Origin of the sequence: Aquitalea aquatica (assembly GCF_013911085.1) — a bacterium.
Taxonomy (GTDB): domain Bacteria; phylum Pseudomonadota; class Gammaproteobacteria; order Burkholderiales; family Chromobacteriaceae; genus Aquitalea; species Aquitalea aquatica.
In genome coordinates, this window is record NZ_JACERN010000039.1 from 170,441 (window position 1) to 196,353 (window position 25,913).

Here is a 25,913-nt window from a genome sequence, read left to right on the forward strand (position 1 = left end):
GAAATTTCCTCGTACGGCGGCCTATATGGCCGCCGCTTTCATTTGCAGGAGCACAGCATGCAGTGGATTGATATGCGCAGTGACACCGTTACCCAACCCACCCAGGCCATGCGTCACGCCATGGCCCATGCCGTGGTGGGCGACGATGTCTATGGTGACGACCCGACCGTGGTCGAACTGGAAGCCCTGGCCGCCCGGCTGCTGGGCAAGGAGGCCGCGCTGTTTGTGCCCACCGGCAATTTCGGCAATCAGCTGGCCATCTTCACCCACTGTCAGCGTGGCAACGAGGTGATTCTGGGCGACGACTGCCATATCGTCTGGCACGAAACCGGTGGAGCGGCGGTGATTGGTGGCGTGCAGCTGCGCACCATTGCCAGCGACAAGGGGGTGATGGACCCGCAGGAAATCGAAGCCCGCATCCGCGTGGGGCAGGATGTGCATTGGCCCAAAACCGGGCTGATCTGCCTGGAAAACGCCCATAGCAATGGCCGGGTGATTCCGCTGGATATCATGCAGCGCACTGCCGACATTGCCCGCCGCCATGGTGTGCCGGTTCATCTGGATGGTGCGCGGGTCTTCAATGCCGCCACCTATCTGGGCTGTGATGTGCAGGACATCACCCGCCACGCCGACACGGTGATGTGCTGCCTGTCCAAGGGCCTGGCGGCACCGGTTGGCTCCATCCTGGCCGGTTCGGCCGACTTTATTGCCCGTGCCCGCTACAACCGCAAATTACTGGGCGGCGGCTGGCGTCAGGCTGGCGTGCTGGCTGCACCGGGTCTGCTGGCACTGACCGAAATGGTGCCGCGTCTGCCCGAAGACCATGCCAATGCGCGCTATCTGGCCGAGCAACTGGCCGGCATGCCCTGCATCGAAGTCGACATCGCCGATGTGCACATCAATATGGTGTGGTTCCGTTTGCTGGCCGATATCGATATCAGCGAACTGATGGCGGCGCTGAGTGCTGCCGGCATCAAGGCCAATCCCCCGGAAGGCGGACGCATGCGGCTGGTAACGCACTGGCAGGTCAGCCGCGAGGCCATCGACCAGGGACTGGAAGTATTCCAGCGGGTGCTGAGCGACTGACCGGGGCCCGATCACTGCCGGATGGTGGCTGCAAAACAGAGGGAGGCAGCATGAAAAGCGTATGGATCTTGTTGTTGGCATTGTGTTGCGGCCGGGCGCTGGCCGATGAGCAGATGCTCACGCTCAGTAGCCGTCCGGGAGTGACGCAGCGGCTGTTGTTGCTGGAGCCTGTTGGCAAGCCCGTGGCCAGCCTGATCCTGTTTACCGGTGGTGAGGGCACGCTGAAACTGAGCGATAGCGGCCAGCTGCGTGCCGGTGTCGGCAACTTTCTGGTCAGGACCCGCCAGCGCTGGGCGGAGCAGGGCTTTCAGGTAGCGGTGGTGGATGCGCCATCCGACCATCCGGACAATATCAGCCGCAACGATTTTCGCAGCAGCGCCGAGCATGCGGCCGATATGGCCGTGGTGATCGATGAGCTGCGCCGTCGGGCCGCTGTGCCGGTATGGCTGGTGGGCACCAGCCGTGGCACTACTTCGGCTGCGGCCATCGGTATCCGCCTGCAAGCGCGTGTGGCCGGGCTGGTGTTGACCTCCACCATCAATCACGACCGGGGCAATGTCGCTGCCATGGATTTGCCACAGCTCAGCCTGCCGGTGTTGCTGGTACAGCACCGGCATGACCAGTGCAAGGAAAGTCTGCCAGCCAATGTGCAGCCGATACTGGACGGGTTGCTTAAGGCTCTGCCGCACGCCCTGCTGGAGTTTGATGGCGGACAGGACCGGGGCGACCCCTGCCAGCCTTGGGCCGCACATGGTTATAACGGCATCGAGAATGAAGTCATCAGTCAGGTCGCGGCCTGGATAAAACAGCATCAGCCCTGAGCATGGTGTAGCTGCCCGCTGCTGCCCTACCCGAGTGCCGGACACGGCAGCGGCTGCTTTGCGGCTATTGTGGCGTTACTGGTAAACCACGGTGACGATGCTCTTGGCCGGCTTGCCCAGCAAGTCACTACTGACCTGGGATGAGGGGGTGTAGCGGGATACCGCTACCGACAGTGTCTCTGCCGGGCCGGCGCAGCTGGGGTTGGCCGCCGCCTCGCGCGCCATTTTGTAGGCGGCCGGGTGCTGGGCGTAGTTCATCCAGGTTTCGGCCGGGATGATGCAGGGTGTATTGACGATGGCGCCATGAAAACTGATGGTGCCGGTGCTGGCGGCGGCGCCGTTGCTGCTAAGCAGCAGGATACTGAGTGCGGCGAGCAGGTTTTTCATGATTATTTCCAAGATTAATAAGTAAACAGATGTATTAAATAAGAAATTTCTACACTTGTTATAGGAAATAGGCTAGAAAACTGCTAGTTATCGATTGCTGAAGCGTTCCGGAAACTTTTTGAATAAGAACTTATAAAAACAACGGTTTTGGTTTTTTGTTTGAAAGAAATACATTTTTTTGAAATATTTTGTTAAAAATACAGGTTTAATTGCGAGGTTTTTTTGACCTTTTGCAAAAGTGCAGAGTATTTGCACGGATGACCCAGTCCTAAAGGATGGGTTGAGCGTATTCTCCTGTCGCGTGTTTGATTCATTGCTAGCGGGTGTCGGTGCTAAGCTGTGCGCCTGTCTGAATTTCTGGTCCTGTCATGCCCCACCTTCCCGATTCCCACCTGTGGCTGGAAAGCCTCGACGACCCTGCTGTCCAGCAGTGGGTTGCAGCGCAGAACAGCCGCACCCAGGCCCTGCTGGATGCTGATGCACGCTATGCGCCTTTGCAGCGCGACATCCTGGCGCACCTGCGCGATACGCGGCAGATCCCCTTCTTTTCCGAGCACGCAGGCTGGCTGTACAACTTCCACCAGGATGAAACCCATCCGCGTGGCATTTACCGCCGCAGCACACTGGCGGCTTACCGGGCAGGTAGCCAACAGTGGCAGACGGTGCTGGATGTGGATGCGCTGGCGGCCGAGGCCGGCAAGGATTGGTTTCTGGATGGGGTGGCGCATTGCACGGTGGCACCCACGCGGGTACTGGTGCATCTGAGTGAGGGTGGTGGGGATGCCAGCCTGGCCTGGGAATACGATCTGGATGCCGCCGCCTGGGTGGAGCAGGGCTTGCGCTTTCCCAAGGGCAAGAACCATATCGCCTGGCGTGACCCGGACAGTGTGTTTGTCTGCCCGGGCTGGAAGGGCGCGCCGCTCACGCGTTCCGGCTATCCCAGCGAGGTCTGGCTGGTGGAGCGGGCGGCCGATGGCCAGCATCAATGGCAGCAGCTGTTTGTTGCCCCCAAGGGGGCCATGATGGTGGCGGCCTGGCGCTATCTGGATGGCACGGACGGCGTGCTGGACCTGATCGAAGCGGCCGACGGCTTTTACAGCAAGACCTACCATCTGATCGATGCCGAGCTGCAAACCCGGCCGCTGCCACTGCCGGCCAAGGCGGATATCGAGGGCTATCTGCATGGCCAGTTCATCGTCAAGCTGGCCGAAGACTGGCCGTGGCAGGGTGTGGTCCATCTGGCTGGCAGCCTGCTGGCGGTACCGCTGGAGCACTTGCTGGGCGGTGAGGGGGTGGTGCAGTGCCTGGTGCCGCCGGCGCCGCGGCTGGCCATCGAGTCGGTGGAAACCACCCGCAGCAGCGTGGTGGTGAACCTGATCGACAATGTGCGCAGCCGTCTGCAGGCGTTTGACCTGCATGGCGCGCAGTGGCAACCGCGCAGCCTGCCGGTGCCGGATTCCGGGGTGATCGAGTTTGCCGATCAACCCTGGGACAGCGAAGTGCTGTGTTATAGCTTCAGCGATTTCCTTAATCCCACCGGCCTGTATCGGCTGGATGTGGCCAGTGGCCAGCAGGAATGCCTGCGTCAGCAGCCTGCCGCCTTTGATGCCAGCCGTTTTGTGGCCGAGCAATGCTGGGCGACGGCGCCGGACGGGGTGGCGATTCCCTATTTCGTGGTACGTGCCCGCGATGTGGTGCTGGATGGCCGCACACCGACCCTGCTGTATGGCTATGGCGGCTTCGAAGTGCCGATGATGCCCTACTACGTGGAAAACTTCGGTGCACACTGGCTGGAGCAGGGTGGGGCTTTCGTGCTGGCCTGCATCCGTGGCGGCGGCGAATTCGGTCCCGGCTGGCATCAGGCTGCGCAAGGGGTCAAGCGCCCGGTTTCCTTTGACGACTTCTGCGCGGTGGCCGAAGCCTTGATTGCCAGCGGGCTGACCTCGCCCGCCCGCCTGGGGATAGAAGGCGGCAGCAATGGCGGCTTGCTGGTGGCGGCCTGCATGGTGCGTCGGCCGGAGCTGTTCAAGGCGGTGGTGTGCGAAGTGCCGCTGCTGGACATGCTGCGCTACACCGAGCTGCTGGCGGGGGCCAGCTGGATAGACGAATACGGCGATCCGGCCAATCCGGACGAGGCGGCGGCGCTGGCCGCCTATTCGCCTTATCACCAGATCAAGCCGGAGGCGGCCTATCCGCTGGCGCTGTTTACCACCAGTGCGCGCGACGACCGGGTACACCCTGGCCATGCGCGCAAGATGGTGGCGCGCTTGCAAGAGCTGGGCCACGCTGCGCTGCTGATCGAAACCGATGCTGGCGGCCATACCGGCAATGCCGGCCAGCAGCAGACTGCCGACGAGTTGGCGCGGGTGCTGGTGTATCTGTATCAGCGGCTGATGGACTGAAGCCATCGTCATGGTGCCTGGCTGGTGCTAGTCTGGGCGTTTGCTGCCAAGGAGACGCCCGTGATCACCCTGTATGTGTTTGGCCCGGCCTTTGGCCTGCCCGATGCCAGCCCCTTTGTGCTGAAGGCCGAGATGCTGCTCAAGCTATCCGGCCTGCCATATCGCAAGCTGCGTGGCAGCATGCGCCGTGCGCCCAAGGGCAAGCTGCCCTATATCGACGACGCCGGCACGCAAGTGCCGGATTCCACACTGATCCGCCTGCATCTGGCCGAGCAGCATGGCATCACGCTGGACGCTGGGCTGTCGGAGACCGACAAGGCACTGGCCTGGAGCGTGGAGTGCCTGTGCAGCGATCATCTGTACTGGTGTGCGGTACATGAACGCTGGCTGGACGACGCCACCTTCGCGCTGGGGCCGGCGCTGTTTTTCCAGCGCCTGCCATTTTTGCTGCGTGGCCTCGTCACCGGGATGATCCGGCGCAAGGTGCGCGCCAATCTGCAGGCACAAGGCCTGGGCCGCTTCAGCCCGGCCGAACGCCAGCGGCTGTTGCAGCTGGATGTGGCCAGCCTGGCCGCCCTGCTGGGTGATAAGCCTTATATGCTGGGCGATTCGCCGAGCTGGCTGGATGCCACGGTGTTTGCCTTTCTCGCGTCGACCTGGCTGGCCACACTGGGCGACACCCCCTGCAAGCAGGCGGTGCGGCAGCATGCCAATCTGCAGGCTTATGTCGAGCGGCTGCGCCGGCAATACTTTCCTGACTGGACGGTCTGAACATGACTGGCGCGTTTCTTGCACAGCACAGCAGCATCATCCCGCCGCAGACCCTGAGCATGAGTCAAGACATCCACATCCGTCCGGCCACGCTGGCCGACGCCGCCAGCATTGTGGCGATTTACAATCCCTACGTGCTGGACACCACCATCAGTTTTGAGGAGCAGGCGGTGACCGAGCAGGAAATGGTCGAGCGCATACGCAAGGTGGGTGAGCAGGGCCTGCCCTGGCTGGTGGTGGAGCTGCATGGCGAGCTGCTGGGCTATGCCTATGCCACGCGCTGGCGGGTGCGCCACGCTTATCGCTTTGCGGTGGAAACCTCGGTGTATTTTGCCGCGGCCGCCCGTGGCCAGGGCTTGGGTAGCCGGCTGTACCGTGCCTTGCTGCAAGCGCTGCGTGTGTTGGGCGTGCATATGGCCATTGGCGGCATTGCCCTGCCCAATCCAGCCAGCGCGGCCCTGCACGAGGGGCTAGGTTTCCGCCAAGTGGCCACGTTTCACGAGGTGGGTTGGAAGGCGGGCCGCTGGCTGGATGTGGGCTATTGGGAGCTCAAGCTCAATGATGGCCCACCACTGCCGGATGCTGGCTGATCGCGCCATCTGCGCCGTTGTGAAGCCACCACCTCACCAGTATGGTGCGTGCAAACCCTTGGACAGCTGCCGCGCTTTGTGACAAATTTGATCAAATAATTAGAGGAGGAGCCGACATGACACAGGCCAGCGACATCATCGTGTTTCAACGCAACCCGGTACGGGTCGAGCAATTCAACGCAGCGGACGAGCGCCGTATCGAGGGCGAATGTGCCCAGACTGTAGAGAACCATTACTCCGACCCCAGCGGCCAGTTTCATGCCGGAATCTGGAGTGGCGGCCGTGGCAGCTGGAAGGTGAAATACAGCGAGCACGAATTCTGCACCCTGCTGGAAGGCTATGTGCGCCTGACCGACAAGCAGGGCGATAGCGTGGAGCTGTATGCCGGCGACCATTTCGTCATTCCGGCTGGTTTCGAGGGGGTGTGGGAGGTGCTGGAGCCGGCGCGCAAGACCTACGCCATCTTTGAGGCCAAATAGTCCCGCCTTGCCGGACAAAGCAAAGCCCCGCACAGGCGGGGCTTTGCTATTACTGATCAACAGCAAGACTTAGAGCGGCGAACAAGATAGTGCAGCACCCTGGGGCAAGGCCGCAACAGGGTTTTTGTTCGCGGCTTTTATTCGCCCAGGCTGTGCTCCAGCTGTTGCAGCCGGGCCTTGAGCGCGGCCACTTCGGCTTCCAGTGCCGCTACCCGCCCGGCGACACCGACATCAATGATGGCAGCGGCGCTGATTTCATTCGGGCTGGGTTCGCCACTCAGCAAGTGGCACCAGCGCGCCTCACGCTCACCCGGCTGGCGGGGTAGTTTCATGACCAGCGGCGGGTATTTGTCGGCCAGCGCTTCCAGCGCGCCTTCTACCTCTTCCACGCCACCAAAGCTGTAGATGCGGCCGGAACGGGTGCGGATTTCCGCGCTGGTCTGCGGGCCGCGCAGCATCAACAGCACCAGTGCGGCCTGCCGTGCGCCATCGATATTCCATTCATAGTTCAGGCGATGTTCATACTTGGCGACCCGGCTGCCGGCCGGCAGCCGCTCGGTGACCAGTTTTTTCGCCATCAGGCTGGCCAGTGCGGCGCTCAGCTCGGCATCGGACAACTGCATCACCGGCTCGCGGCTGGTGAGCTGATTGCAGGCGGAGGACAGGCTGTTCAGCGTCAGCGGGTAGGCATCGGGTGTCAGCGCCTGTTTCTCGACCAGTGCGCCCAGTACCCGCACTTCCGCGGCATCCAGTTGGTGTGTATCCATCGTGTGCTCCCTTGTTGCAATGCGCACATCATCGCACCAAGCGCGTCCGGCAACCAAGCTTTGTCGCCTCCACTGCTCAGCGTGGTGGTGGTTGCTTCGCTAGCAGGGCATCCAGCTGGTGCAGGCGCTGGATCTCGCGCAGGCGGGCGGCATCCTCATCTTCGGCCAGAGCTTTGTACAGCGAAATTGCCATGCCGATCATGATCAGCATAAAGGGCAGCGCCGCCACGATGGACATGGTCTGCAAACCCTTCAATCCGCCGCTGGACAACAGCACCAGGGCAATGGCCGACAGCAGCACGCCCCAGATCAGCTTGACCCGGTGTCCCGGATTGAGCGAGCCGCCGGAGGACAGCATGCCCAGTACAAAGGTGGCGGAATCGGCCGAGGTGACGAAGAAACTGACCACCAGCAACATGGCCAGCATGGACAGCGCCCGCCCACCCGGCAGGTAGTCGAACATCACGTACAGCGCGGTGGAGACATCCTGTTTCACCGCGCTGACCAGGTCGGCCCCGCCAAACAGTTGCAGCTCCAGTGCGGTACCGCCGAATACGGCAAACCAGACAAAGCTGGCCAGAGCCGGCACCAGCATCACCCCCACCACGAATTCACGAATGGTGCGTCCGCGTGAAACCCGGGCAATGAACATGCCGACAAACGGTGCCCAGGTTACCCACCAGGCCCAGTAAAACAGTGTCCAGCTGGCAATCCAGCTGCTCTGGCTGAAGGGCGACATGCGCAGGCTCATGCTGGTGAGATTGCCCAGATAATCGCCGAAAGTGGTGGTGAAGGTATCAAAGATAAAACCGCTGGGGCCCAGTACCACTAGCAGCAGCATCAAGCCGCAGGCCAGCAGGATGTTGAGATTGGACAGCCACTTGATACCGCGCGACAGGCCGGTGAGTGAGGACAGCAAAAACAACACGGTAGCGATGGCGACGATGGCAAAGGTCAGCCAGGGCGACGCCTGCAGACCGAACAGCATTTGCAGGCCGCTTTCGATCTGCAAGGTGCCAAAGCCCAGCGAGGTGGCCACGCCGAATACCGTGGCCAGTACGGCCAGGGTATCGATTGCCTTGCCGATGGGGCCATCCACCCGCGCGCCCAGTAGCGGACGGAATGCCGCACTGATCAGCCCAGGGGTGCCGCGATTGAATTTGAAATAGGCCAGGATCAGGCCCATCAGGCTGTAGATGGCCCAGGGGTGCAGGCCCCAGTGGAAGAAGGCATAACGCATGGCCGCCCGCGCTGCATCGGCCGACTGTGGCGTGACGGCAGCATTGGCCGGCGTGGCAAAATGGGACAGCGGTTCAGCCACGCCCCAGAACACCAGGCCGATGCCCATGCCGGCAGAAAACAGCATGGCAAACCAGCTGCCACGGGAAAATTCCGGCTCCTCATCTGCTTTGCCCAGCCGGATATGGCCGAAACGGCCAAAGGCCAGATACAGCGCAAACACCATAAAGCCGAATACGCTGAGCAGGTAAAACCAGCCGAAGCGGGAAATGGTATAGGCCAGCAAGGCGGCGGTGGAGTCGGCCAGCTGTTGGGGCGCGAGTGCGCCGAACAACACAAACAGGGCAGTCAGTAACAGGGATAGTCGCAAGACCAAGCTTGTCTCCTTTTATCGGTCAGCCAGCAGATAGCCGGGCAGAGCGGCATTGACTGGCAGGATGGGGCAAGGCGGTCACCCGGGCAGGCGCAGGGGCGCTGCGGGTGGCCGGCAGATGGTGTGGCTGCTGTTGCATGGCAAGTCACGATGCAACACGGCGAGGCAGTCTGAAACGGGCGGCAGTGGCTAGGCTGCCCTTATGGATAATTGAATGAATTCAAGACATTGCCTTTTTACCATAACATTATTAGTAAATTGTTGTAAACAAATATACCGGAATGAATGAGCGAAACAGCCGCCAGGGCCTGCGCCTGCCCGGCGCTTTGCCTTGCAGCTTGGGGGCTGCCAAACGGATGGATGCTTGACAGCATGCGGCGGACTGGCCAACCTGTCGCCTTTCGAAAAGCATGCAAGGAAACGGTGATGAAGCGGGTGGATCTTCTGTTGGTGGAACAAGGACTTGCCACTTCGCGGACGGCGGCACAAAGCCTGCTGGAAAGCGGCCGGGTCAGCCTGGACGGCCAGGTCATCAGCAAGGCCAGCTCAAAGTTTCCCGCTGGCACACCCTTGCAGGTCAGGCCGGATCCGGCCGACCGCTTCGTCTCCCGTGGCGGGCAGAAGCTGGATGGGGCCTTGCGCCAGGCCGGGCTGGATATCACCGGCTGGCGAGTGCTGGATGTGGGGCAGTCTACCGGCGGCTTTACCGATTGCGCCTTACAGGCCGGGGCCGAGTATGTGGTGGGTGTGGATGTTGGCCATGATCAGCTGCACCCCAGGCTGTGGGATGACCCACGCGTACGCTGTTTTGAAGGGGTGAATGCGCGTGCGCTGGATAGCCGGACTTTACTGCAGGCCAATGATGGCCAGCCTTTCGACCTGATGGTGTGCGATGTGTCGTTTATCTCGCTGACGCTGATCCTGCCATCGGCCCTGCCTTTGCTGGGGGAGAATGGCCGTTTGCTGGGCCTGGTCAAACCGCAGTTCGAGGTGGGGCGCGGCGCGCTGGGACATGGTGGCATCGTACGCGATGAAAGCCTGTTTGCTGGTGTGCAGGAGAAGATCAGTAATTGTCTGGACGATCTGGACTGGGAGGTTGAGCAGTGGTTTGACAGCCCGCTGACCGGTGCCGATGGCAACCGCGAGTTCTTCGTACTGGCACGCAGGGCTGTCTATTGAGCGTACAAAGAAAATCCGCAGAGGCATCGCGCACTCTGCGGATGGCACCAGCCACCTTGCCTGTGGCCTGACGGTGCGGTGGGATATCGGCTGTGGGGTGGTTCAGTCTTCCTCGCCACGCACCACCAGCAGCGGGCAGTGGGTTTTGCGCATGACGTTTTCAGCAAAGCTGCCCAGCATCAGGTGAGCCAGCCCGCTGCGGCCATGGGTGCCGATGACGATCAGTTCGGCCTGGTGGCTGTCAGCAAAACGGATCAGCGCATCGGCCATGTCCTTGCCGCCCTCCCAGCTTTCTGCGATGTGGCAGTCCACCCGGCTGACGCCTTCGTTGATGGCCTGCTTTTCTGCCTTGTCCAGCACCTCGCGTGCCTGACGGAAAGCCAGATCATGCAGCTGATGGGTATCCAGCGCACCCACGCCCTCGATGGCCATGTCGCGCAAACTGGCCACATGCACCAGCGACAGCCTGGATTGCGCCATTTTTGCAATACGTAGTGCCTCGGCTAGAGCCTTTGCAGAAGTTCGGCTACCATCTACTGCAATAACAATGTGTTGATACATGGAGTGCTCCTCAGAAAACCGTCGCTCGCGCCAGGTCAGATGGCGGCGCTGTCTGCCCATGACAGCCTTGCCGGGCGGACAGAAGCGGCTGAATGCCTTGTTTGATTTCAGGATACTCGCGGCAGATGAAAGACTCTCCGAACTAATTGTTATGCACTTGATCTATAGCAAATTCGAACAGGCCATGTGCCACGTTTAATGCGTGAGCCCATGGTCAGCCGCTATTGTGGTTTGACCTATTCGCACATTGAGGGGGATGGTTTTACATCATGTTGATCTTTGCTTTGCTGTCCTTGCTGGTCATTGCTGCCATCGTTGCCTGGAGTCTGAAATCGGGCAAGCGCAACAACAGGAAGGGAGCGGACGATAGCCGCATCTACGCAGCACATACCCAATCCCGGCCACTGGAGCCGCTGGAACACAGCACGGGCCACGCATTCGGCTTGTTGCTCAAGGCTGCCCGCGGTGACCGTTCGGTAGTGGAAAAGTGGATCATGGCCGAACAGCACCAGAATATCCCGCCGATCAGCCGCGATGGTGCGATCGAGCAACTGGCCCAGCGCCTGCAGGCCAGCCGCCGCTAGCCTTAGCGGCCGAGCACCAACCCTTCGCGGCGCGGATCTGCGCCGCCGATATAACCGTTAGCAGTTTTGACCAGCGCCGACAGGCCACTGGTCATTTCCACCATCTTCACCTGATGGCCCAGCGCCGTCAGCGTACTGGCCTGCACATCCAGCCCCTGCCCAGCTTCCAGTTCGGTGGCACCATTGCGGTTGCCATAGTGCGCCAGGCTGACCGCCTGTTGTGGGTCCAGTTTCCAATCCAGCAGGGCGATCAGTGTCTGGGCCACGTAGCCGATGATCTGGCTGCCACCGGGTGAGCCAGTAGCCAGCAGGAACTGCCCCTTGCTGTCGAATACCATTGTGGGTGACATGCTACTGCGCGGCCGCTTGCGTGCCTCCACCCGGTTGGCCACCGGCTGGCCCTTGTCTTCCGGCGCGAAGGAAAAATCGGTCAGCTGGTTATTGAGCAAAAAGCCCTTGACCAGCATGCGGCTGCCAAACTGGTCTTCAATCGAGCTGGTCATGCTGACCACCCGTCCTTGCCGATCCACGATATTGAGATGCGAGGTGCTGGGCAATTCCACCGCATTATCCCTGCCATAGGCCGATAGTTTGACGCCAGCTGGCTCACCGGCGCTGGCCGTGCCCATGCTGCGCTCTGGCCGGATCAATTGGCTGCGTTGCTGCACATAATCGGTGGCGACCAGTGCCGTGCTGGGGACGCTGGCAAAGGCCGGGTCGGCCAGGTAGCGGTTGCGATCGGCAAAGGCCAGTTTGCCCGCTTCGGCGAACAGGTGAATGGTGGAGCCGGCGGTGGGGGACATGTCCGCCAGCGGGAAGCGTTGCAGCATGCCCAGCATTTGCAGCACTGCCACGCCGCCAGAGCTGGGGGCATCCATACCGCAGACTTGCCAGCTGCGATAGGGAGCGCACAGCGGTTTGCGTTCGATGGCCTGATAGGCTGCCAGATCGGCGGGCAGCATGCGGCCCGGATTGCGCGGATGTTGATTGACCTTGGCGATGATGGCAGCGCCGATCTCACCTTCGTAAAAGGCACGTGGGCCGCGGCGGGCAATCAGCTCTAAGGTCGCGGCATACTCGGGGTTTTTCAGCAGGCTGCCCATGGGCTTGGGCTGGCCATCGGGCTGATAGAAATAGCGCCGCGCGGCCTCATCTTCCCGCAGAAACCGGTCGCTGGTAAGCAGGCTGTACAACCTTGGTGAAATGGCAAAACCCTGTTGTGCCAGCTGGATGGCCGGCTGGAACAAGCTGGCCCATGGCAGGTGGCCACCCTGCTGGTGTGCCAGCTTCAGCATGGCCAGAACGCCGGGTACCCCAACCGAGCGCCCACCCACTACCGCCTGATAAAAGTCCATGGGCTGGCCCTGCGCTTGCAGGAACAGCTTGCCATCGGCCGTGGCCGGCGCGGTCTCCCGGCCATCGAAGCTAGTAAGCTTGTGGCCATCGTAATACAGCATGAAGGCGCCACCACCGATGCCTGATGATTGTGGTTCGGTCAGGCCCAGCACCAGCTGGGCGGCGATGGCGGCATCAATGGCGCTGCCACCGCGCTGCATGATTTCCAGTGCAGCCTTGCTGGCATAAGGATTGGCGGTCGATACCATGCTGTTGCGTGCACTGACGGCGGGGCGGGGGCTAAAGCCGCTGGCAGCTTCCGGAGCAGCGGTTTCCGCCAGGGCGGGCAGGGCGCACAGCAAAAGCAGCAGACTGCGTAACAGCATGAAGATGAACCTCGCTTGCGATGGGGTGGGTCAGCCATGGCCTCGCCGGAGGTGGCGGGCGGCGTGAAAGGCATGTGGACAATGGTGCGACAGCACCGGGTGAGGGTCAATTCAGCGCGGTCAGCCATGAAAAACGGCCTGGCACATTGCTGTGGCAGGCCGTTATTAATTTCACGACTGTATCAGGACAGGGTGGCCAGGTATTGGCGCTCCCATGGCGTGATCTGGTTGTGGAAATGGCTGAGTTCCACATCCTTGACCGCCAGATAGGCTGCGCTGAATTCGCTGCCGAACAGGCGTTCGGCCGTGTCATGAGCGGCCATCAGGGCGCAGGCGGCATCCAGGGTATTGGGCAGGGTGGCGGCGTCGGCATTGTTGAAGACATTGCCAACAGCCGGCTCGCTCGGGCTGAGCTTTTCTTCTACGCCGAGCAGCCCTGCACCCAGGCTGGCGGCCAGCGACAGGTAGGCATTGGCATCACAGCCGGGCAGGCGGTTTTCCACACGACGGGCTTCCGGGCCGGAAACCGGCACCCGGATGCCGACCGAGCGGTTGTCCACGCCCCAGCTGACATTGACCGGTGCGGCCAGGCCCTTGACGAAGCGGCGGAAGGAATTGGGGCTGGGGCAGAACAGCGGCATCAGGTGCGGCAGATACTGTTGCAGGCCACCAATGTAATGGAAAAACTCGGCGCTGGCCTCGCCATTGGCCTGGCTGAACACATTATTGCCCTGGCCATCCACCACGCTCTGGTGCAAGTGCATCGAACTACCCGGCTGCCCCGGCAGCGGCTTGGCCATGCAGACCACGGTCAGACCGTGCTGGTAGCCGATTTCCTTCAGCGCGTACTTGAACAGGAAGGTCTGGTCGGCCAGCTCCAGCGCATTGCCATGCTTGAGGTTGATCTCGAACTGGCTGGGGCCCATTTCGTGCACATAGGTGTCGGTCTGGATGCCCAGTTGCTCACAGGCGCGGTACAGGTCGTCGAAAAAGCCTTCCAGATCGTTGAGCGTGGAAAAGCTGAAGGCATCGAAGCCGGTTTCGCGGCGGCCGGTACGCAGGGCCGGTGCCTGGAAGGCCTGGTCCGGATTGGCGTGCGCATCGAAGATGTAAAACTCCAGCTCCGGGGCCACCACCGGGGTCCAGCCCCGTGCCTGGTAGCGCGCCAGGATGTTCTTCAGTGCCGAACGTGGAGCCAGCGGCGACAGGCTGCCATCGTGGTCGATGTTGTCGCACACCACCATGGCACGCGGGGTTTTGGCCCACGGTACCGGGCGCAGGGTGGCGAAATCCGGGCGCAGCACGACATCGGGGTCGTTTTCGCCATAAAAGCGGTAGTCGGGAAATTCGCCCACGCAGGTCTGGATGGCGACGGCACGGGCAATACGCAATTCCTGGCCCTTGATCAGGGCCTTGGCGGGCAGGGTTTTGCCACGGGCAAAGCCACTGACATCAGCAAAGGCCAGCTCAACGTCACGGACGTTTTGCTGAGTCAACCATTCGGCTTGAGCGGCCGTGATGGAGTGTTGGGACATGCAGGTCTCCCCTGGAGTGTTCTCGATTGTTTCATCTATCTGCCTGTCTGTCGGTGCTGCATTTTTTTGATTTTGCGGGCTGAGCCCTGTGGGCATTATGCCACCGGCAGGAGGGAGGGCAAGCGCGACGTCGATGCGGCTGGTCATGGCCAATAAAAAAACCGGCCCTGCATCCAGGCAAGGCCGGTTTGATCACAAGCAGGAACAGAGAGCTTACAGTCGGAAACGTGATACCGACTGGTGCAGCTGGCGGGCGTGCTGGTCGATATTCTGCATGGCATCGACAGCCAGCTTGACCGAGCTTTGGGTTTCTTCCACCACACCGGCTACCTGCTCCACGCTGACGGCGATATTCGCACCGGCCTGGCTTTGCTCGGTCATGGCACTCACGACGGAATGCAGGCTTTCCAGTGCGCTGTGGGCCTGGCGGCTGATGGTATCCAGCGTTTGGGCGGCCTGATTGGCCTTGCCTACCCCAAGCTGCACGGCCGGGCGGATTTCCTGCATGCGGCCGGCCACGGTGCCGGTTTCATCCACCACGGCCTGGACGATGCTGGTGATTTCATTGGTGGCGCTGGCGGTGCGCTCGGCCAGCTTGCGTACTTCGTCGGCTACCACGGCAAAGCCACGGCCCATTTCACCGGCACGGGCGGCCTCGATGGCGGCATTCAGTGCCAGCAGATTGGTCTGGTTGGCGATGTCGCGAATGGTCTCGGCAATACCACTGATGTTACGGGTGCGCTCGGCCAGGCTGCCAACCAGATCGCTGACATCGCCCACCTGGCTGGCGATGGATTCGATGCCGCTGGCCGCTTCCTTGGCCACCAGTTCACCCTCACGTGCCAGCTGGCTGGAGCGGCGGGCACCCTCTTCCGAGCCGCCGGCATTATCCTTGACGTGATCAATGCTGACCGATAGCTGCTCGATGGAGGCCGCTGCAGAGGCGGTGGAATTGCTGGCAATGCCGGACACTTCGTCCACCTTGTTCATTTGCGTCGACAGCTGCTGGCCGGCGTGGCCGATATCGTCGGTGGACTGGCGAATCTGGTTGATCATTTCGCGCAGCTTCTGCTGCATTTCGTGCATGGCAGCCAGCAGGCTTTGTGGCGGGCCGTTGACCTGAATTTGCTGGGTCAGGTCGCCCTGGGCAATCTGGCGTACCACTTGCGCCGCATAGCCAGGCTCGCCACCCAGCGAGCGTACGATGCTGCGCGACATGGCACTGCCCAGCAGGATGAGGGCCAGCACCGAAACCCCGCTGAGAATCAGCAGGATAGTGCCCTGACGCCAGAACAAGGCGTCGATGTCATCAATGAAGAAGCCGGTACCCACCGTCCAGCCCCAGGGGTCGAAGCGCACCACGCCGTTGAGCTTGGGCAGCTGTTCCTTGCTGGCCCCGCGTGAGGTCAGGATGGTGACGATGCCGTAATGGTCTTTTTGCAGTGCCTCGTTGTAGACGGCTACCGTGGTGCGGCCATCGGGCACGGTGCTACCCATGTCCACCTTGCCTTCACGCTCAGTCTTGGGGTGCAGCACCAGGCGGTTGTCGCTGTCGCGGGCAAAGAAGTAGATGTCATTCACCTTCAGTGCCTTCAGCGTCTTGCGTGCCATGTCCTGTGCCTGCTGCCGGCTGAGTTTGCCGCTGGCTTCCTGCTTGGCGTAATAATCCAGCGTGTTCTCGGCCATGCGCAGCAACAGGGTGATCTGTTCGTGCTTTTCGCTCTGCAGCGTGCTACGGGTGATGTACAGCGAGGTGGCGGCCAGCGTGATCAGCGCGATCAGACTGGCAGCAATGATGATGAGCAAGCGGGTATTGACGCGCACGATGGCAGTCCCCTTGGCTGGAGATAGTTTTTAAAATGGCGTGGTCTGTAAAATGTTGCAGCAAATTTACCGCAGCATTGTTAATACTAAACGCTGGGTCGAGCAGAAATAACTGCTGAAAACCCCTAGTCGCTAGCTTATTGCTGCGGATTCTCTACTTATAGTCTTTGCTCGGATAAAGCGGCAGTAAAAACTGTGAAATCAAGTTCGACCTGATCGGCATAACTCATGGCATAGCTGGCAATGGCCTGGTCGAATTTGTCCGACTGGCCGATATAGCCCGCCATTTCCGCAGCCCGGCCACCGGATTTGGCATGTGCGCGTGCCAGGGCCCAGGCACAAGCCTGGCCAAATGCCGCCAGGCTTTCCGGTGAGTCGAATGACTCCAGTGCCGGCGCTGCTTTCATGTCGCGCAGCTGGCGCACATAGAAATGGCGCTCACCCGGCCCGCTAGTCCAGCCCAGGAACAGGTCGCTGGCCGCCTGCATCAGCCGCTGGCCAAACACAACGCGCTTGCCCTGATGGCCGTGTACGCATTGCTGGGTGTAGGGCTCCAGTACCGAGCTGCGTGCTTCTTTCAATTGCAGGAATAGCGGCTGGTCGTATTCGTCCTGCAGCAGCATCACCAGGCAGCGGGTGCCGACACTACCTACCCCGACTACCTTGAAGGCGGCATCCACCAGCCGGAAGCGGCTGAGCAGGGTGCGGCGGTCTTCCTTCAGCGTGGCGCTGTATTCGGCCAGCATGGGCTGCAGCAAGTCGTGTGGTGTGCCATCGCCCAGCCAGTGTTCGTCATTACCCCAGACCTGGTCTTGCTGTTGCATGTGGAAGATGACTGGCGGGTTGTCGCGCAGGCGCAGGCTGCCGTCTTCCAGCACGGTCATCTTGGGCAGCAGCTTTTCCTGGGTCTGGCCGCGTGCCTTGTCGGCCAGCTTCAGCAACTGCTGGCGGATGGTGTCGTTGCTGGCCCGTGCCAGCAATTGTTCGAAGCCTACCTTGCAGTACCACAATTCCAGCTGACTCATCTGGGCATATTCCTGCATGCGCCGGCGATAGGTTCCCACCAGCTGGCACACCGCCTGCCGCGCTGCACTGTTGCTGAAGCCGCGATTGCGTGCGGCCAGCACCACGCTGACCGCCAGGCGCTTGATGTCCCATTCCCATGGTGCCTGATGTGTTTCGTCGAAGTCGTTGATGTCAAACATCAGCTGGCGTTCCGGCGAAGCAAAGAAGCCGTAGTTCATCAGGTGGGCATCGCCGCAGGTTTGCAGGGTGATGCCGCTATTGGGTGTCACGGCCAGATCGGCAGCCTGGATCATCGCCATGCCACGGAAGAAGGCAAAGGGCGAAGCCTGCATACGGCTATAGCGCAACGGGATCAGGGAGGAGACGCGGCCTGCCGAGGTGTGGCGCAGCATGGCAACCACGTCGCGCTGCGGACTCAGTTGGCATTGAGCCTGCAGGGTACGCGAGCAGCGTTCACGACGTGCCTTGCCGGCGGCAAGGCGTATTTCATATTGCGGATGGGCAGGAGTGGGCATGGCAGGTAACAGGCTGAAGATGACAATTCAGCACAGTGTAATCCTGCAGACATGAAAAATTGATGATTGGATGTCATTTGCCATCACCGGACTGTCGGTGGCTAGTCCTGCTGCAGGAAGTGCAGTAATTGCCGGTGGTAGTGCAAGGCGGCAGTGGGCTGCGCTTGCCAGTGTTGCTGCAACTGGTGGCCCGCCCCGGCCAGCCACAATAGTTGGCTACTGCGGCACTGGCTGGTGCTGGCATACAGTTTTTCAATCAAGCTGCGCGGAATCACCGCGTCCTGCTTGGCTGCCACGATCAGCACATGACCGCGAAATTGCTGCAGGCGCGACCAGGCATCGCTATCCAGCCAGCTGAGTGGCTGGCGCAGCATGGCGCTGAAGGCAGGGCCGAACGGGACATCAAAGGCTTGTGGGGTGTAGGCGCCGGGTACTTGCAGGATCAGGTGGCTGCAGGGTAGCTGCTCCAGCAGGTGCAGGGCGATATAAGCCCCCATGCTGCTACCCAGTAGCGCCACCGGCTTGTTGTCCGCATGGCAATGACGGTATACCGCCAGGGCTTGCTCCACGCGCTGGCGCAGGCTGGACCCCAGCAGGCTACCTCCGGTTTCGCCGTGGCCGATGAAGTCAAAAGCGCTGCTGGCAACCCGCTGTGACTGCAAATGCTGTCTTAATGGCAGATAGCTGGAGCGGTCGGCTTGTCCGGCACCGTGTAGCAGCAGCAAGTGGCGCAGGGGAGCTGGGCTATTGCAGCAGTCGCCGCGTAGCAGGGTAGTGGCAAACGGTAGGCTAAAGGCCTGGCGGGGCAGGGCAGCATTCCTTTCGATATGGGCTATCGTCGATGTTGTGGTGATTGTCATTGTCTGTTTGTCCACAGATTCATGCACAGGCTATGCACATCATCCACAACGGATGAGGTGTTTGTAAAAGCATGCACAGCTGGCCTGTCATTGCCGTCGGGGCATTGTCACGTATTGATGGCACCATATGCGGTCTTATGCACAGCTTGTTCAGGATTTATCCCGGCCATCCACAGAGTTGGTGTTGGTGGGAAACTTATCCACAGTTGGATATCAGCTGGCGCAGCGCTTGATCAGCCGCAGCCAAGGCGGTGTTAGCGGGATGCCGTTCTGGTCGACCTGCAAGCGGCTGTGTTCGCCATCTGGCTGCACATCGACTTCCAGGCTGGTGTTGCCGCTGACCGGGTTGAGCAGCTTGATGGTCTCCATGCCGTCGGCCTTGCTTTCACGCTGCACGTAGTCGTCGGGAATCTTCAATTGATGGATGCCCTGTTTCAGGCAATCTGCCACGGCAGCCGGGCTTTTGTCGGATGTCAGTTGCAAGCTGCTGTCAGCACGAGCTAGGGCGGGGCAGGCCAGCAGGATGGTTAGCAGCAGCACGCGGTACAGGGATTGGCGCAATGTCGGAGTCGGGAATGGCTTTGGCATGGGGCTGGGCTCTGGCAAGTGATATGCGGATGGAGGCCTGGCAGCGCCCACTGGTTCCGCCCTGTTGCGGCAACAGATGTTAAGGAGTGTTGAAAGCGCCGGTTTGCCAGGCGCTGGACAGCAGCACCAGCAGCAACAACAACAGCAATTGCCGACGGCTGTGCCGTGCCAGTTGTCTACAAAGCTCGTCTGCAGGCAGGCGGCCGCGTTCCAGCCGTTGCCGGCATTGGCTGATCAGCGGGCGGGTACGCCATTCCAGCAGTAGTAGCAGGACAATGCCCAACAACTTGGCCATGGCCAGCGGGACCGGCCGGCCTTGCTGCCACAGCAGGGCTGCATGGTAATAAGCCAGTCCGGTGCCGCTGCACAGCCACAACAGCAGGCTGTGCCGCCACCAATTGTCGGCGCGCAGGCAGCGCGTCAGGGCGGGGGCATCCAGTGGCGGAGCCAGATTGCGACCACGTGCGGCAAGCGCACCCAGGCCGCAGCCCAGGGCCAGCAGATGAAGCGTGGCAAACAGCCATTGCAGCATGATGACCCCCCGGCCAGCCAAGTCTGACTACACTAGTGAAGCTGGCTGCGGCTGGCAAGCATTCAACGCTATTTGTCTGTCATGACCATGATGGCTGTGATATTTGCCAGTCGGCGGCGGGCGTAAAAAAACCGGCCGCAGCCGGTTTTTCTCAGAGCAGCTGACATCAGCCGCGGACCTGGCCGTCGCCCAGCACGATCCATTTCTGGCTGGTAAGACCTTCCAGGCCTACCGGGCCACGGGCATGGATCTTGTCGGTGGAAATGCCGATTTCCGCGCCAAGGCCATATTCGAAGCCATCGGCAAAGCGGGTGCTGGCATTCACCATCACGCTGGAAGAGTCCACTTCGCGCAGGAAACGGCGTGCCCGGCCGTAGTCCTCGCTGATGATGGCATCGGTGTGATGGCTGCCGTAGTGGTTGATGTGCTCGATGGCTTCGTCCAGATCCTTGACCACCTTGATGGCCAGAATCGGGGCGGAGTATTCGGTGAACCAGTCTTCTTCCGTCGCTGCCACTACCTTGTCGCCCAGAATGGCACGGGTGCGTTCGCAGCCGCGCAGCTCCACACCCTTTTCCCAATAAGCCTCGGCCAGGCGCGGCAGGATGAATTCGGCAAAGGCCGTGTGCACCAGCAGGGTTTCCATGGTGTTGCACGGGGCGTAGCGCTGGGTTTTGGCGTTGATGGCGATATTGAAGGCTTTTTCCGGATTGGCCGTGTCGTCGATATAGACATGACAGTTGCCGTCCAGATGCTTGATCACCGGCACGCGTGCTTCGGCACTGATGCGGGCGATCAGGCTCTTGCCACCGCGCGGCACGATGACATCGACGAACTCCTGCATGGTGATCAGCTCACCCACCGCAGCACGGTCGGTGGTTTCCACCACTTGCACCACTTCGGCCGGCAGGCCGGCCAGGCGCAAGCCTTCGTGCACGCAGGCGGCAATGGCCTGATTGCTGTGGAAGGCTTCCGAGCCGCCACGCAGGATGGTGGCGTTGCCGGATTTCAGGCACAGGCCGGCGGCATCAGCGGTGACGTTGGGGCGGGCTTCGTAAATGATGCCCACCACGCCCAGCGGCACGCGCATCTTGCCTAGCTGGATGCCGGACGGGCGGTAGCAGAAGTCGTCCATTTCGCCCACCGGATCGGGCAGGCTGGCAATCTGGCGCAGGCCTTCGGCCATGCCGGCAACGGTGGCCTCGGACAAGGCCAGGCGGTCGATGAAGGCGGCGTCCAGCCCGGCGGCGCGGGCGGCGTCCAGATCTTGCTGGTTGGCCGCCAGCAGTTTGGCACTGTCGCGCAGGATGGCGTCGGCCATGGCGTTCAGTGCCTGGTTTTTCTGGCGGGTGTCGGCCTTGGCAATCGCGCGGCTGGCTTTGCGCGCCGCCTGGCCGACGCGCTGCATGTAGTCCTTCACATTCATGGCAATGTCCTGATGCTGATCACTTTTCGGGTAGTGAGCCAGATTACCGCAAAACTGCCCGGCTCAGCCAGTGACAAGCAAGTGGATATTGTCAGACAGCGTGGCCGCCTAGCCCACCATGGCGCAGGGGTGGAAGTCCAGTGCCATGAAATCGTCTGCCACTTCCTGGCCGAATTCGAGGATGGTTTCGTCGTCTTCGATGTAGTGCCAGTTCAGGGTGACATAGTTACCGGCTACGGCGGCGTCGTTGAACAGGGCGAACAGCTCCAGCAGCACCTTGGTGCTGGAACTGTTGAAGTAGGCCAGCTGGATATCCACGGTGATCTCGGTGGATTGCAGGCTGGGCAGGTAGTTTTGTACCGCTTGCATGATGGGGCCGAAAAAGGCTTGGGCGTTTTCCGGGTAGCTTTCGCCGCGCAGGCTGAGCTGGTGCTGGTCGAACTGGAAGTTCACTTCCGGCGTGGACGAAGTCGGGGCGATATACAGGTTGTGCATGATGGCAGCTTTTAAATGGTGGCTTTGAGATAGAAGGTAGTGAAGGGGCTATTGCTACCGGCTTCATCAACAAAATCAAATTCGATGGGGTTGCTGGAGTCGCGGGCGACGGTGAGAAAGCCCAGGCCGGCCCCCTTGCTGCCTGCCTCGCCTTCAGCGCGCAGCTTTTCCTTGTACAAGGCCTTGATTTCGTCGTTGGTCATGGTGCGTAGCGGCTCCAGCTTGGCGCGGATGTGGCTGGCACCGGTGGGGCTGATGGGGTTGGCGCACACCACGTAGTAGTGGCCGTCGGCTTCGCCTACCCACAGCGAACCCATGCGGATTTCGTGGTCGGCGTCGTCGCTGGCGGTCAGGTGATCGGCCGAGTAATGCACCACGTTCTGCGCCATTTCCACGAAGACGGAAAACAGCTTGCGGCGGGCGGTCTGGCTGGCGTCCAGGCTGGACAGGCGCAGGCGCAGCGAGTCGCCCATGGCGGTGACGATGCTTTGCGAGAAATAGCCGGTGTAATAGAACACCACGTTTTCCTGGCGGGCCAGTTCCTTGAAGCGGTGGAAATCGGTCAGGCTCATGCGCGTGCTTTCTTGATGGGGTGGGTCTGGATCAGAGCAGATGTACGCCAAACAGGCTGACATCGTCGCGGCGGCTGTTGTCGCCCTGCCATTTGAGGAAGGCGTCGATCAGCTGCTTTTGCTGTTGCTGCATCGGCTTGTCGGTATGTTTGAGGATGTTTTCTTTCAGGCGCTTCTTGCCAAAGCAGATGCGCTTGGGGCCGCCGATCTGGTCGATGATGCCGTCGGTGCTGATATACAGGCGGCTGCCCGGCGGCAGCTGCACGGCGTGGTTGTCCCACTGGTAGTCCAGCGGGGTGCCGACATAGCCCACGCCCTTCTTGTTGGCATCCAGGGTGTGGACTTCGTCCGCGCCCGGCTCCAGCACGAACAGCGGAGTCTTGGCCGAGGCATAGGTCAGGGTGCGGCTGGCATAGTCAAACCAGCAGAAGGCACCGTCCATGCCGTCGTCGGAGTTCAGCTCCGGGTGGTCGGCGAGGCCGGCTTCTTCCGGGGTGAGCTGGCCCAGCGACTGCTTCACCTGCTGGTTGATGGCGCGCAGCAGGGCGGCCGGGTTGTGCAGGTCGTGGCTGGTCAAAACCTGTTTCAGTGTGGAAGCCATGATCAGCGTCATGAAGGCCCCCGGCACGCCGTGGCCGGTGCAGTCGATGACGGCGACAAAGAAGCCGTCCGGCCGTTTGACAAAGTAGTAGTAGTCGCCACCGACGATGTCACGCGGTGCCCACACCATGAAGTAATCATCCAGCGCACTGGCCATGTCGCGGCGCGAGCTTTGCAGGAAGGACTGCTGGATCACACTGGCGTAATTGATGCTCTCCATCATCTGGCGGTGCTTTTCCGCCTGCTGGTCGGCCAGTGCCTGCATCAGCGACACGCCCAGCCCCATGCCGGCATAGGCATTGTCCAGATTGATGATGAAACCGTCCGACAGCACTTTTTTGTCTGCTTCCAGCGCCATGAAGGACAGCTCGGTAATCGGCGTCAGATAGTCGACGATCAGCGGGCTGGCATTCATGAAGGCGGTGCAGGGCTTACGGCCGAAGATTTCGCGATGAAACGGCCGTGCCAGCGTGCTCATGAAGGTATTGCGGTTGATGATGCCGATGGCGCGCTGCTGCTCCACCACCGGGATATTGCTCAGCCCTTCGTCCTGGGTGAACAGTTCCAGCACATGGTAGTTGTTGTCATTGGGGCTGACGGTCGGTGGCGTTTGCAGCAGATGTCCCGCCATGGATTGCGAGCGAGCGGCGTGGGGTGTGCTGTCTAGCGGCATGATGTTCTCGGCGGAATTGACGTGGCCGCAGTCTAGTTTTGCCGGATGATGATTCGGTTACTGCCAGATGAACTTTGCTTTATCGCTAATTAAAGGCGATGTTATTTGTTAGATGTATTGATTATTAAATGAATATGGATTGGCAGATGGGCAGCCTGTTGTTTCGTGCCGACGGCTGTCCGGGCAGGCTTGCCCGAGATGGTGATGCTGCTTGACCCTGTGGCATAAAGGGCTTATTTTGCTTGTCTAGCAACCGCTTGGTTGATAAATAAAACAAAGATCTAGCTACCATCCTCGGGAGACTGCATGAGCGACTATCAAGAATTCCATCGCCGTTCCATCGAGCAGCCAGAAGCATTCTGGGGTGCCGAGGCCGCGCGCATCCACTGGCACAAGCCCTACACCCAGGTACTGCAGTACGACAATCCACCCTTTCGCCAATGGTTTGCCGGTGGCGAAACCAATCTCTGTTACAACGCGGTAGACCGCCATCTGGCCGAGCGCGCCGAGCAGGCCGCGCTGATTTACGTGTCCAGCGAAACCGGTGTCGAGCAAAGCTATACCTACCGCCAGCTGTACGAAGAAGTCAGCCGCTTTGCCGCCATCATGCAGGCGCAGGGCGTGGGCAAGGGCGACCGGGTTTTGATTTACATGCCGATGATTCCGGAGGCCATCTTTGCCATGCTGGCCACGGTACGGCTGGGCGCCATCCACTCAGTGGTGTTTGGAGGCTTTGCCTCGGCCAGCCTGGCTACGCGTATCGAAGATGCCGCGCCCAAGCTGCTGATCACTGCCGATGCCGGCATGCGTGGCGGCAAGGTGATTGCCTACAAGTCGCTGGTGGACGAGGCGATGGAGCTGGCCGGCAGCGCGGCCGCCGACAAGGTGATCCTGGTGAATCGGGGCCTTGCGGAAGCGCCGATGATGAAGCCGGGGCGCGATCTGGATTACGCCACCTTGCGTGAGCAGCACTGGAATGACCGGGCCGAGGTGGAGTGGGTGGAGTCCAACCACCCCAGCTACATCCTGTATACCTCCGGCACCACTGGCAAGCCCAAGGGTGTGCAGCGCGATACCGGCGGCTATGCCGTGGCGCTGGCCTCCACCATGGAATACATCTATGGCGGCAAGCCGGGAGAAACCTATTTTTCTACCTCGGACATCGGCTGGGTGGTGGGTCACTCTTACATCGTCTATGCCCCGCTGATCAGCGGCATGGCCACACTGGTGTACGAAGGCCTGCCCATCCGCCCAGATCCGGGCATCTGGTGGCAGCTGGTGGAGAAATACCGCGCCACGGTGATGTTCTCCGCCCCCACCGCCTTGCGCGTGCTGAAAAAGCAGGACCCGGAATGGCTGCACAAATACGATCTGTCCAGTCTGCGGGCGCTGTTCCTGGCGGGCGAGCCGCTGGACGAACCGACGGCCGAGTGGATCTCCAGTGAGCTGAAGATTCCGGTGCTGGACAACTACTGGCAGACCGAAACCGGCTGGCCGATGCTGACGGTGTGCAATGGTGTACAGCCGCTGCCCACCAAGCTGGGCAGCCCCGGCCTGCCGGTGTATGGCTATAACGTCAAGCTGTTGAACGAGACGACGGGCGAAGAAGTGCCGGTGGGCGAAAAGGGGGTGATTGCGGTGATTCCACCCTTGCCGCCCGGCTGTATGAGCACGGTATGGCGGCAGGATGAACGTTTTATCAGCACCTATTTCAGCCTGTTCCAGGACCGCAAGGTGTATTCCTCGTTTGACTGGGGTATTCGCGATGCCGATGGTTATTTCACCATTCTTGGTCGTACCGATGACGTGATCAATGTCGCCGGCCACCGGCTGGGTACGCGTGAAATCGAAGAAGCGGTATCCGGCCATGCGGCGATTGCCGAAGTGGCGGTGGTGGGGGTGCATGACACGCTGAAGGGCCAGGTGCCACAGGCTTTTGCCGTGCTGCGTGACCCGTCGGTGCTCAAGGATCCGGAAAAGAAGGCCGCGCTGGAAAAAGAGGTGATTGCCAAGGTGGCATCCCAGCTGGGCGCGATTGCCAATCCGGCGCGGGTCTACTTCGTCAATCAGCTCCCCAAGACCCGCTCTGGCAAGGTGCTGCGCCGTTCGATACAGGCGCTGGCCGAGGGGCGCGATCCGGGCGACCTGACCACGCTGGATGATCCGACCGGGCTGGAGCAGGTGCGCGAGGCGGTACAGTCTTGAGTTGAAGGTGGGTGTACACAGCCGGCGCGGGTCAGTTGCCGGCTGTGGATTCAGCCGCATCCTGTGATGGGATGCGGCATTTTTACGCCTGCCTTACCCCGG

General features: G+C 61.0%; 24 protein-coding genes. 9 read left to right on the forward strand and 15 right to left on the reverse strand.

Annotation, left to right across the window (positions count from 1 at the left end; genetic code table 11):
- Nucleotides 1–57: 57 nt before the first annotated feature.
- Both ltaE and H2Z84_RS15640 read left to right on the forward strand, forming a co-directional pair.
- A complete protein-coding gene (ltaE, locus tag H2Z84_RS15635; RefSeq protein ID WP_181836797.1) occupies nucleotides 58–1,086 on the forward strand; it encodes a low-specificity L-threonine aldolase in 1,029 nt (342 codons plus the stop codon).
- 50 nt (nucleotides 1,087–1,136) lie between these two features.
- Nucleotides 1,137–1,907, forward strand: coding sequence for an alpha/beta hydrolase (locus H2Z84_RS15640; protein ID WP_181836798.1), 771 nt, complete (start codon nucleotides 1,137–1,139; stop codon nucleotides 1,905–1,907).
- Nucleotides 1,908–1,982: 75 nt separating this feature from the next.
- Here H2Z84_RS15640 and H2Z84_RS15645 read toward each other — a convergent pair whose 3' ends face one another.
- On the reverse strand, nucleotides 1,983–2,294 hold the full coding sequence (locus H2Z84_RS15645; RefSeq protein WP_181836799.1) for a hypothetical protein: 312 nt from the start codon (nucleotides 2,292–2,294) through the stop codon (nucleotides 1,983–1,985).
- Between the two features lie 368 nt (nucleotides 2,295–2,662).
- On the opposite strand from H2Z84_RS15645, the gene H2Z84_RS15650 reads away from it, so the two are divergent.
- From H2Z84_RS15650 to H2Z84_RS15665, 4 genes are all read left to right on the forward strand, one after another.
- A complete protein-coding gene (locus H2Z84_RS15650) occupies nucleotides 2,663–4,696 on the forward strand; it encodes a prolyl oligopeptidase family serine peptidase (RefSeq protein ID WP_181836800.1) in 2,034 nt (677 codons plus the stop codon).
- Nucleotides 4,697–4,756: 60 nt separating this feature from the next.
- The gene (locus H2Z84_RS15655) at nucleotides 4,757–5,467 is read left to right on the forward strand and encodes a glutathione S-transferase C-terminal domain-containing protein (protein WP_181836801.1); all 711 of its coding nucleotides are present in this window, start codon (nucleotides 4,757–4,759) and stop codon (nucleotides 5,465–5,467) included.
- A gap of 59 nt (nucleotides 5,468–5,526) precedes the next feature.
- Nucleotides 5,527–6,057 (forward strand): arsinothricin resistance N-acetyltransferase ArsN1 family B, encoded by a 531-nt coding sequence (locus tag H2Z84_RS15660; protein ID WP_181836802.1) that lies wholly within the window; start codon nucleotides 5,527–5,529, stop codon nucleotides 6,055–6,057.
- A gap of 116 nt (nucleotides 6,058–6,173) precedes the next feature.
- Complete coding sequence (locus H2Z84_RS15665) at nucleotides 6,174–6,536, forward strand: cupin domain-containing protein (protein WP_181836803.1); 363 nt, start codon at nucleotides 6,174–6,176, stop codon at nucleotides 6,534–6,536.
- Nucleotides 6,537–6,673: 137 nt separating this feature from the next.
- Here the strand turns inward: H2Z84_RS15665 and H2Z84_RS15670 are convergent, their stop codons facing one another.
- Both H2Z84_RS15670 and H2Z84_RS15675 read right to left on the reverse strand, forming a co-directional pair.
- Complete coding sequence (locus H2Z84_RS15670; RefSeq protein WP_181836804.1) at nucleotides 6,674–7,303, reverse strand: YceH family protein; 630 nt, start codon at nucleotides 7,301–7,303, stop codon at nucleotides 6,674–6,676.
- Between the two features lie 76 nt (nucleotides 7,304–7,379).
- Entirely contained in the window at nucleotides 7,380–8,912 is a 1,533-nt protein-coding gene (locus tag H2Z84_RS15675; RefSeq protein WP_309545487.1) for a glycine betaine uptake BCCT transporter, read from the reverse strand.
- A gap of 429 nt (nucleotides 8,913–9,341) precedes the next feature.
- Here H2Z84_RS15675 and H2Z84_RS15680 point away from each other — a divergent pair, with 429 nt between their 5' ends.
- The gene (locus tag H2Z84_RS15680; protein WP_181836806.1) at nucleotides 9,342–10,094 is read left to right on the forward strand and encodes a TlyA family RNA methyltransferase; all 753 of its coding nucleotides are present in this window, start codon (nucleotides 9,342–9,344) and stop codon (nucleotides 10,092–10,094) included.
- 102 nt (nucleotides 10,095–10,196) lie between these two features.
- Here the strand turns inward: H2Z84_RS15680 and H2Z84_RS15685 are convergent, their stop codons facing one another.
- Nucleotides 10,197–10,715 carry a universal stress protein gene (locus tag H2Z84_RS15685; protein ID WP_309545488.1) on the reverse strand — a complete coding sequence of 173 codons (519 nt, stop codon included), beginning with the start codon at nucleotides 10,713–10,715 and terminating at the stop codon, nucleotides 10,197–10,199.
- A gap of 209 nt (nucleotides 10,716–10,924) precedes the next feature.
- Here H2Z84_RS15685 and H2Z84_RS15690 point away from each other — a divergent pair, with 209 nt between their 5' ends.
- Nucleotides 10,925–11,239 (forward strand): hypothetical protein, encoded by a 315-nt coding sequence (locus tag H2Z84_RS15690; RefSeq protein ID WP_181836808.1) that lies wholly within the window; start codon nucleotides 10,925–10,927, stop codon nucleotides 11,237–11,239.
- A 2-nt stretch (nucleotides 11,240–11,241) separates the two neighbouring features.
- On the opposite strand, the gene ggt is transcribed toward H2Z84_RS15690, so the two are convergent.
- From ggt to H2Z84_RS15745, 11 genes are all read right to left on the reverse strand, one after another.
- Nucleotides 11,242–12,960 carry a gamma-glutamyltransferase gene (ggt, locus tag H2Z84_RS15695; protein ID WP_181836809.1) on the reverse strand — a complete coding sequence of 573 codons (1,719 nt, stop codon included), beginning with the start codon at nucleotides 12,958–12,960 and terminating at the stop codon, nucleotides 11,242–11,244.
- 182 nt (nucleotides 12,961–13,142) lie between these two features.
- The gene (locus H2Z84_RS15700) at nucleotides 13,143–14,495 is read right to left on the reverse strand and encodes a glutamine synthetase family protein (RefSeq protein WP_181836810.1); all 1,353 of its coding nucleotides are present in this window, start codon (nucleotides 14,493–14,495) and stop codon (nucleotides 13,143–13,145) included.
- 213 nt (nucleotides 14,496–14,708) lie between these two features.
- Nucleotides 14,709–16,319, reverse strand: a complete 1,611-nt coding sequence (locus H2Z84_RS15705) for a methyl-accepting chemotaxis protein (RefSeq protein WP_181836811.1) — start codon at nucleotides 16,317–16,319, stop codon at nucleotides 14,709–14,711.
- A 158-nt stretch (nucleotides 16,320–16,477) separates the two neighbouring features.
- Nucleotides 16,478–17,860, reverse strand: a complete 1,383-nt coding sequence (locus H2Z84_RS15710) for a DUF2252 domain-containing protein (protein WP_181836812.1) — start codon at nucleotides 17,858–17,860, stop codon at nucleotides 16,478–16,480.
- A 101-nt stretch (nucleotides 17,861–17,961) separates the two neighbouring features.
- Nucleotides 17,962–18,720 carry an alpha/beta fold hydrolase gene (locus tag H2Z84_RS15715; RefSeq protein WP_181836813.1) on the reverse strand — a complete coding sequence of 253 codons (759 nt, stop codon included), beginning with the start codon at nucleotides 18,718–18,720 and terminating at the stop codon, nucleotides 17,962–17,964.
- 213 nt (nucleotides 18,721–18,933) lie between these two features.
- Nucleotides 18,934–19,308 (reverse strand): hypothetical protein, encoded by a 375-nt coding sequence (locus tag H2Z84_RS15720; protein ID WP_181836814.1) that lies wholly within the window; start codon nucleotides 19,306–19,308, stop codon nucleotides 18,934–18,936.
- Between the two features lie 79 nt (nucleotides 19,309–19,387).
- Nucleotides 19,388–19,840 (reverse strand): DUF2214 family protein, encoded by a 453-nt coding sequence (locus tag H2Z84_RS15725; protein WP_181836815.1) that lies wholly within the window; start codon nucleotides 19,838–19,840, stop codon nucleotides 19,388–19,390.
- A gap of 166 nt (nucleotides 19,841–20,006) precedes the next feature.
- Nucleotides 20,007–21,266 carry a glutamate-5-semialdehyde dehydrogenase gene (locus H2Z84_RS15730; protein WP_181836816.1) on the reverse strand — a complete coding sequence of 420 codons (1,260 nt, stop codon included), beginning with the start codon at nucleotides 21,264–21,266 and terminating at the stop codon, nucleotides 20,007–20,009.
- A 108-nt stretch (nucleotides 21,267–21,374) separates the two neighbouring features.
- On the reverse strand, nucleotides 21,375–21,761 hold the full coding sequence (locus H2Z84_RS15735) for a DUF1987 domain-containing protein (protein WP_181836817.1): 387 nt from the start codon (nucleotides 21,759–21,761) through the stop codon (nucleotides 21,375–21,377).
- Nucleotides 21,762–21,772: 11 nt separating this feature from the next.
- Nucleotides 21,773–22,333 (reverse strand): SiaB family protein kinase, encoded by a 561-nt coding sequence (locus tag H2Z84_RS15740; RefSeq protein WP_181836818.1) that lies wholly within the window; start codon nucleotides 22,331–22,333, stop codon nucleotides 21,773–21,775.
- Nucleotides 22,334–22,364: 31 nt separating this feature from the next.
- Nucleotides 22,365–23,606: a PP2C family protein-serine/threonine phosphatase gene (locus H2Z84_RS15745; RefSeq protein WP_181836819.1), complete on the reverse strand. Its 1,242-nt coding sequence runs from the start codon at nucleotides 23,604–23,606 to the stop codon at nucleotides 22,365–22,367.
- 306 nt (nucleotides 23,607–23,912) lie between these two features.
- On the opposite strand from H2Z84_RS15745, the gene H2Z84_RS15750 reads away from it, so the two are divergent.
- Entirely contained in the window at nucleotides 23,913–25,811 is a 1,899-nt protein-coding gene (locus tag H2Z84_RS15750; RefSeq protein WP_181836820.1) for a propionate--CoA ligase, read from the forward strand.
- Nucleotides 25,812–25,913 lie beyond the last annotated feature (102 nt).

What these genes read in the sequence shown, in the direction of transcription:
- H2Z84_RS15650 (WP_181836800.1), top strand. Translation starts at nt 2,663, where the DNA reads ATGCCCCACCTTCCCGATTCCCACCTGTGGCTGGAAAGCCTCGACGAC.
- ltaE (WP_181836797.1), top strand. Translation starts at nt 58, where the DNA reads ATGCAGTGGATTGATATGCGCAGTGACACCGTTACCCAACCCACCCAG.
- H2Z84_RS15680 (WP_181836806.1), top strand. Translation starts at nt 9,342, where the DNA reads ATGAAGCGGGTGGATCTTCTGTTGGTGGAACAAGGACTTGCCACTTCG.
- H2Z84_RS15715 (WP_181836813.1), bottom strand. Translation starts at nt 18,720, where the DNA reads ATGACAATCACCACAACATCGACGATAGCCCATATCGAAAGGAATGCT.
- H2Z84_RS15700 (WP_181836810.1), bottom strand. Translation starts at nt 14,495, where the DNA reads ATGTCCCAACACTCCATCACGGCCGCTCAAGCCGAATGGTTGACTCAG.
- H2Z84_RS15660 (WP_181836802.1), top strand. Translation starts at nt 5,527, where the DNA reads ATGAGTCAAGACATCCACATCCGTCCGGCCACGCTGGCCGACGCCGCC.
- ggt (WP_181836809.1), bottom strand. Translation starts at nt 12,960, where the DNA reads ATGCTGTTACGCAGTCTGCTGCTTTTGCTGTGCGCCCTGCCCGCCCTG.
- H2Z84_RS15745 (WP_181836819.1), bottom strand. Translation starts at nt 23,606, where the DNA reads ATGCCGCTAGACAGCACACCCCACGCCGCTCGCTCGCAATCCATGGCG.
- H2Z84_RS15685 (WP_309545488.1), bottom strand. Translation starts at nt 10,715, where the DNA reads ATGGGCAGACAGCGCCGCCATCTGACCTGGCGCGAGCGACGGTTTTCT.
- H2Z84_RS15725 (WP_181836815.1), bottom strand. Translation starts at nt 19,840, where the DNA reads ATGCTGCAATGGCTGTTTGCCACGCTTCATCTGCTGGCCCTGGGCTGC.
- H2Z84_RS15720 (WP_181836814.1), bottom strand. Translation starts at nt 19,308, where the DNA reads ATGCCAAAGCCATTCCCGACTCCGACATTGCGCCAATCCCTGTACCGC.
- H2Z84_RS15710 (WP_181836812.1), bottom strand. Translation starts at nt 17,860, where the DNA reads ATGCCCACTCCTGCCCATCCGCAATATGAAATACGCCTTGCCGCCGGC.
- H2Z84_RS15645 (WP_181836799.1), bottom strand. Translation starts at nt 2,294, where the DNA reads ATGAAAAACCTGCTCGCCGCACTCAGTATCCTGCTGCTTAGCAGCAAC.
- H2Z84_RS15735 (WP_181836817.1), bottom strand. Translation starts at nt 21,761, where the DNA reads ATGCACAACCTGTATATCGCCCCGACTTCGTCCACGCCGGAAGTGAAC.
- H2Z84_RS15665 (WP_181836803.1), top strand. Translation starts at nt 6,174, where the DNA reads ATGACACAGGCCAGCGACATCATCGTGTTTCAACGCAACCCGGTACGG.
- H2Z84_RS15740 (WP_181836818.1), bottom strand. Translation starts at nt 22,333, where the DNA reads ATGAGCCTGACCGATTTCCACCGCTTCAAGGAACTGGCCCGCCAGGAA.
- H2Z84_RS15750 (WP_181836820.1), top strand. Translation starts at nt 23,913, where the DNA reads ATGAGCGACTATCAAGAATTCCATCGCCGTTCCATCGAGCAGCCAGAA.
- H2Z84_RS15690 (WP_181836808.1), top strand. Translation starts at nt 10,925, where the DNA reads ATGTTGATCTTTGCTTTGCTGTCCTTGCTGGTCATTGCTGCCATCGTT.
- H2Z84_RS15730 (WP_181836816.1), bottom strand. Translation starts at nt 21,266, where the DNA reads ATGAATGTGAAGGACTACATGCAGCGCGTCGGCCAGGCGGCGCGCAAA.
- H2Z84_RS15640 (WP_181836798.1), top strand. Translation starts at nt 1,137, where the DNA reads ATGAAAAGCGTATGGATCTTGTTGTTGGCATTGTGTTGCGGCCGGGCG.
- H2Z84_RS15670 (WP_181836804.1), bottom strand. Translation starts at nt 7,303, where the DNA reads ATGGATACACACCAACTGGATGCCGCGGAAGTGCGGGTACTGGGCGCA.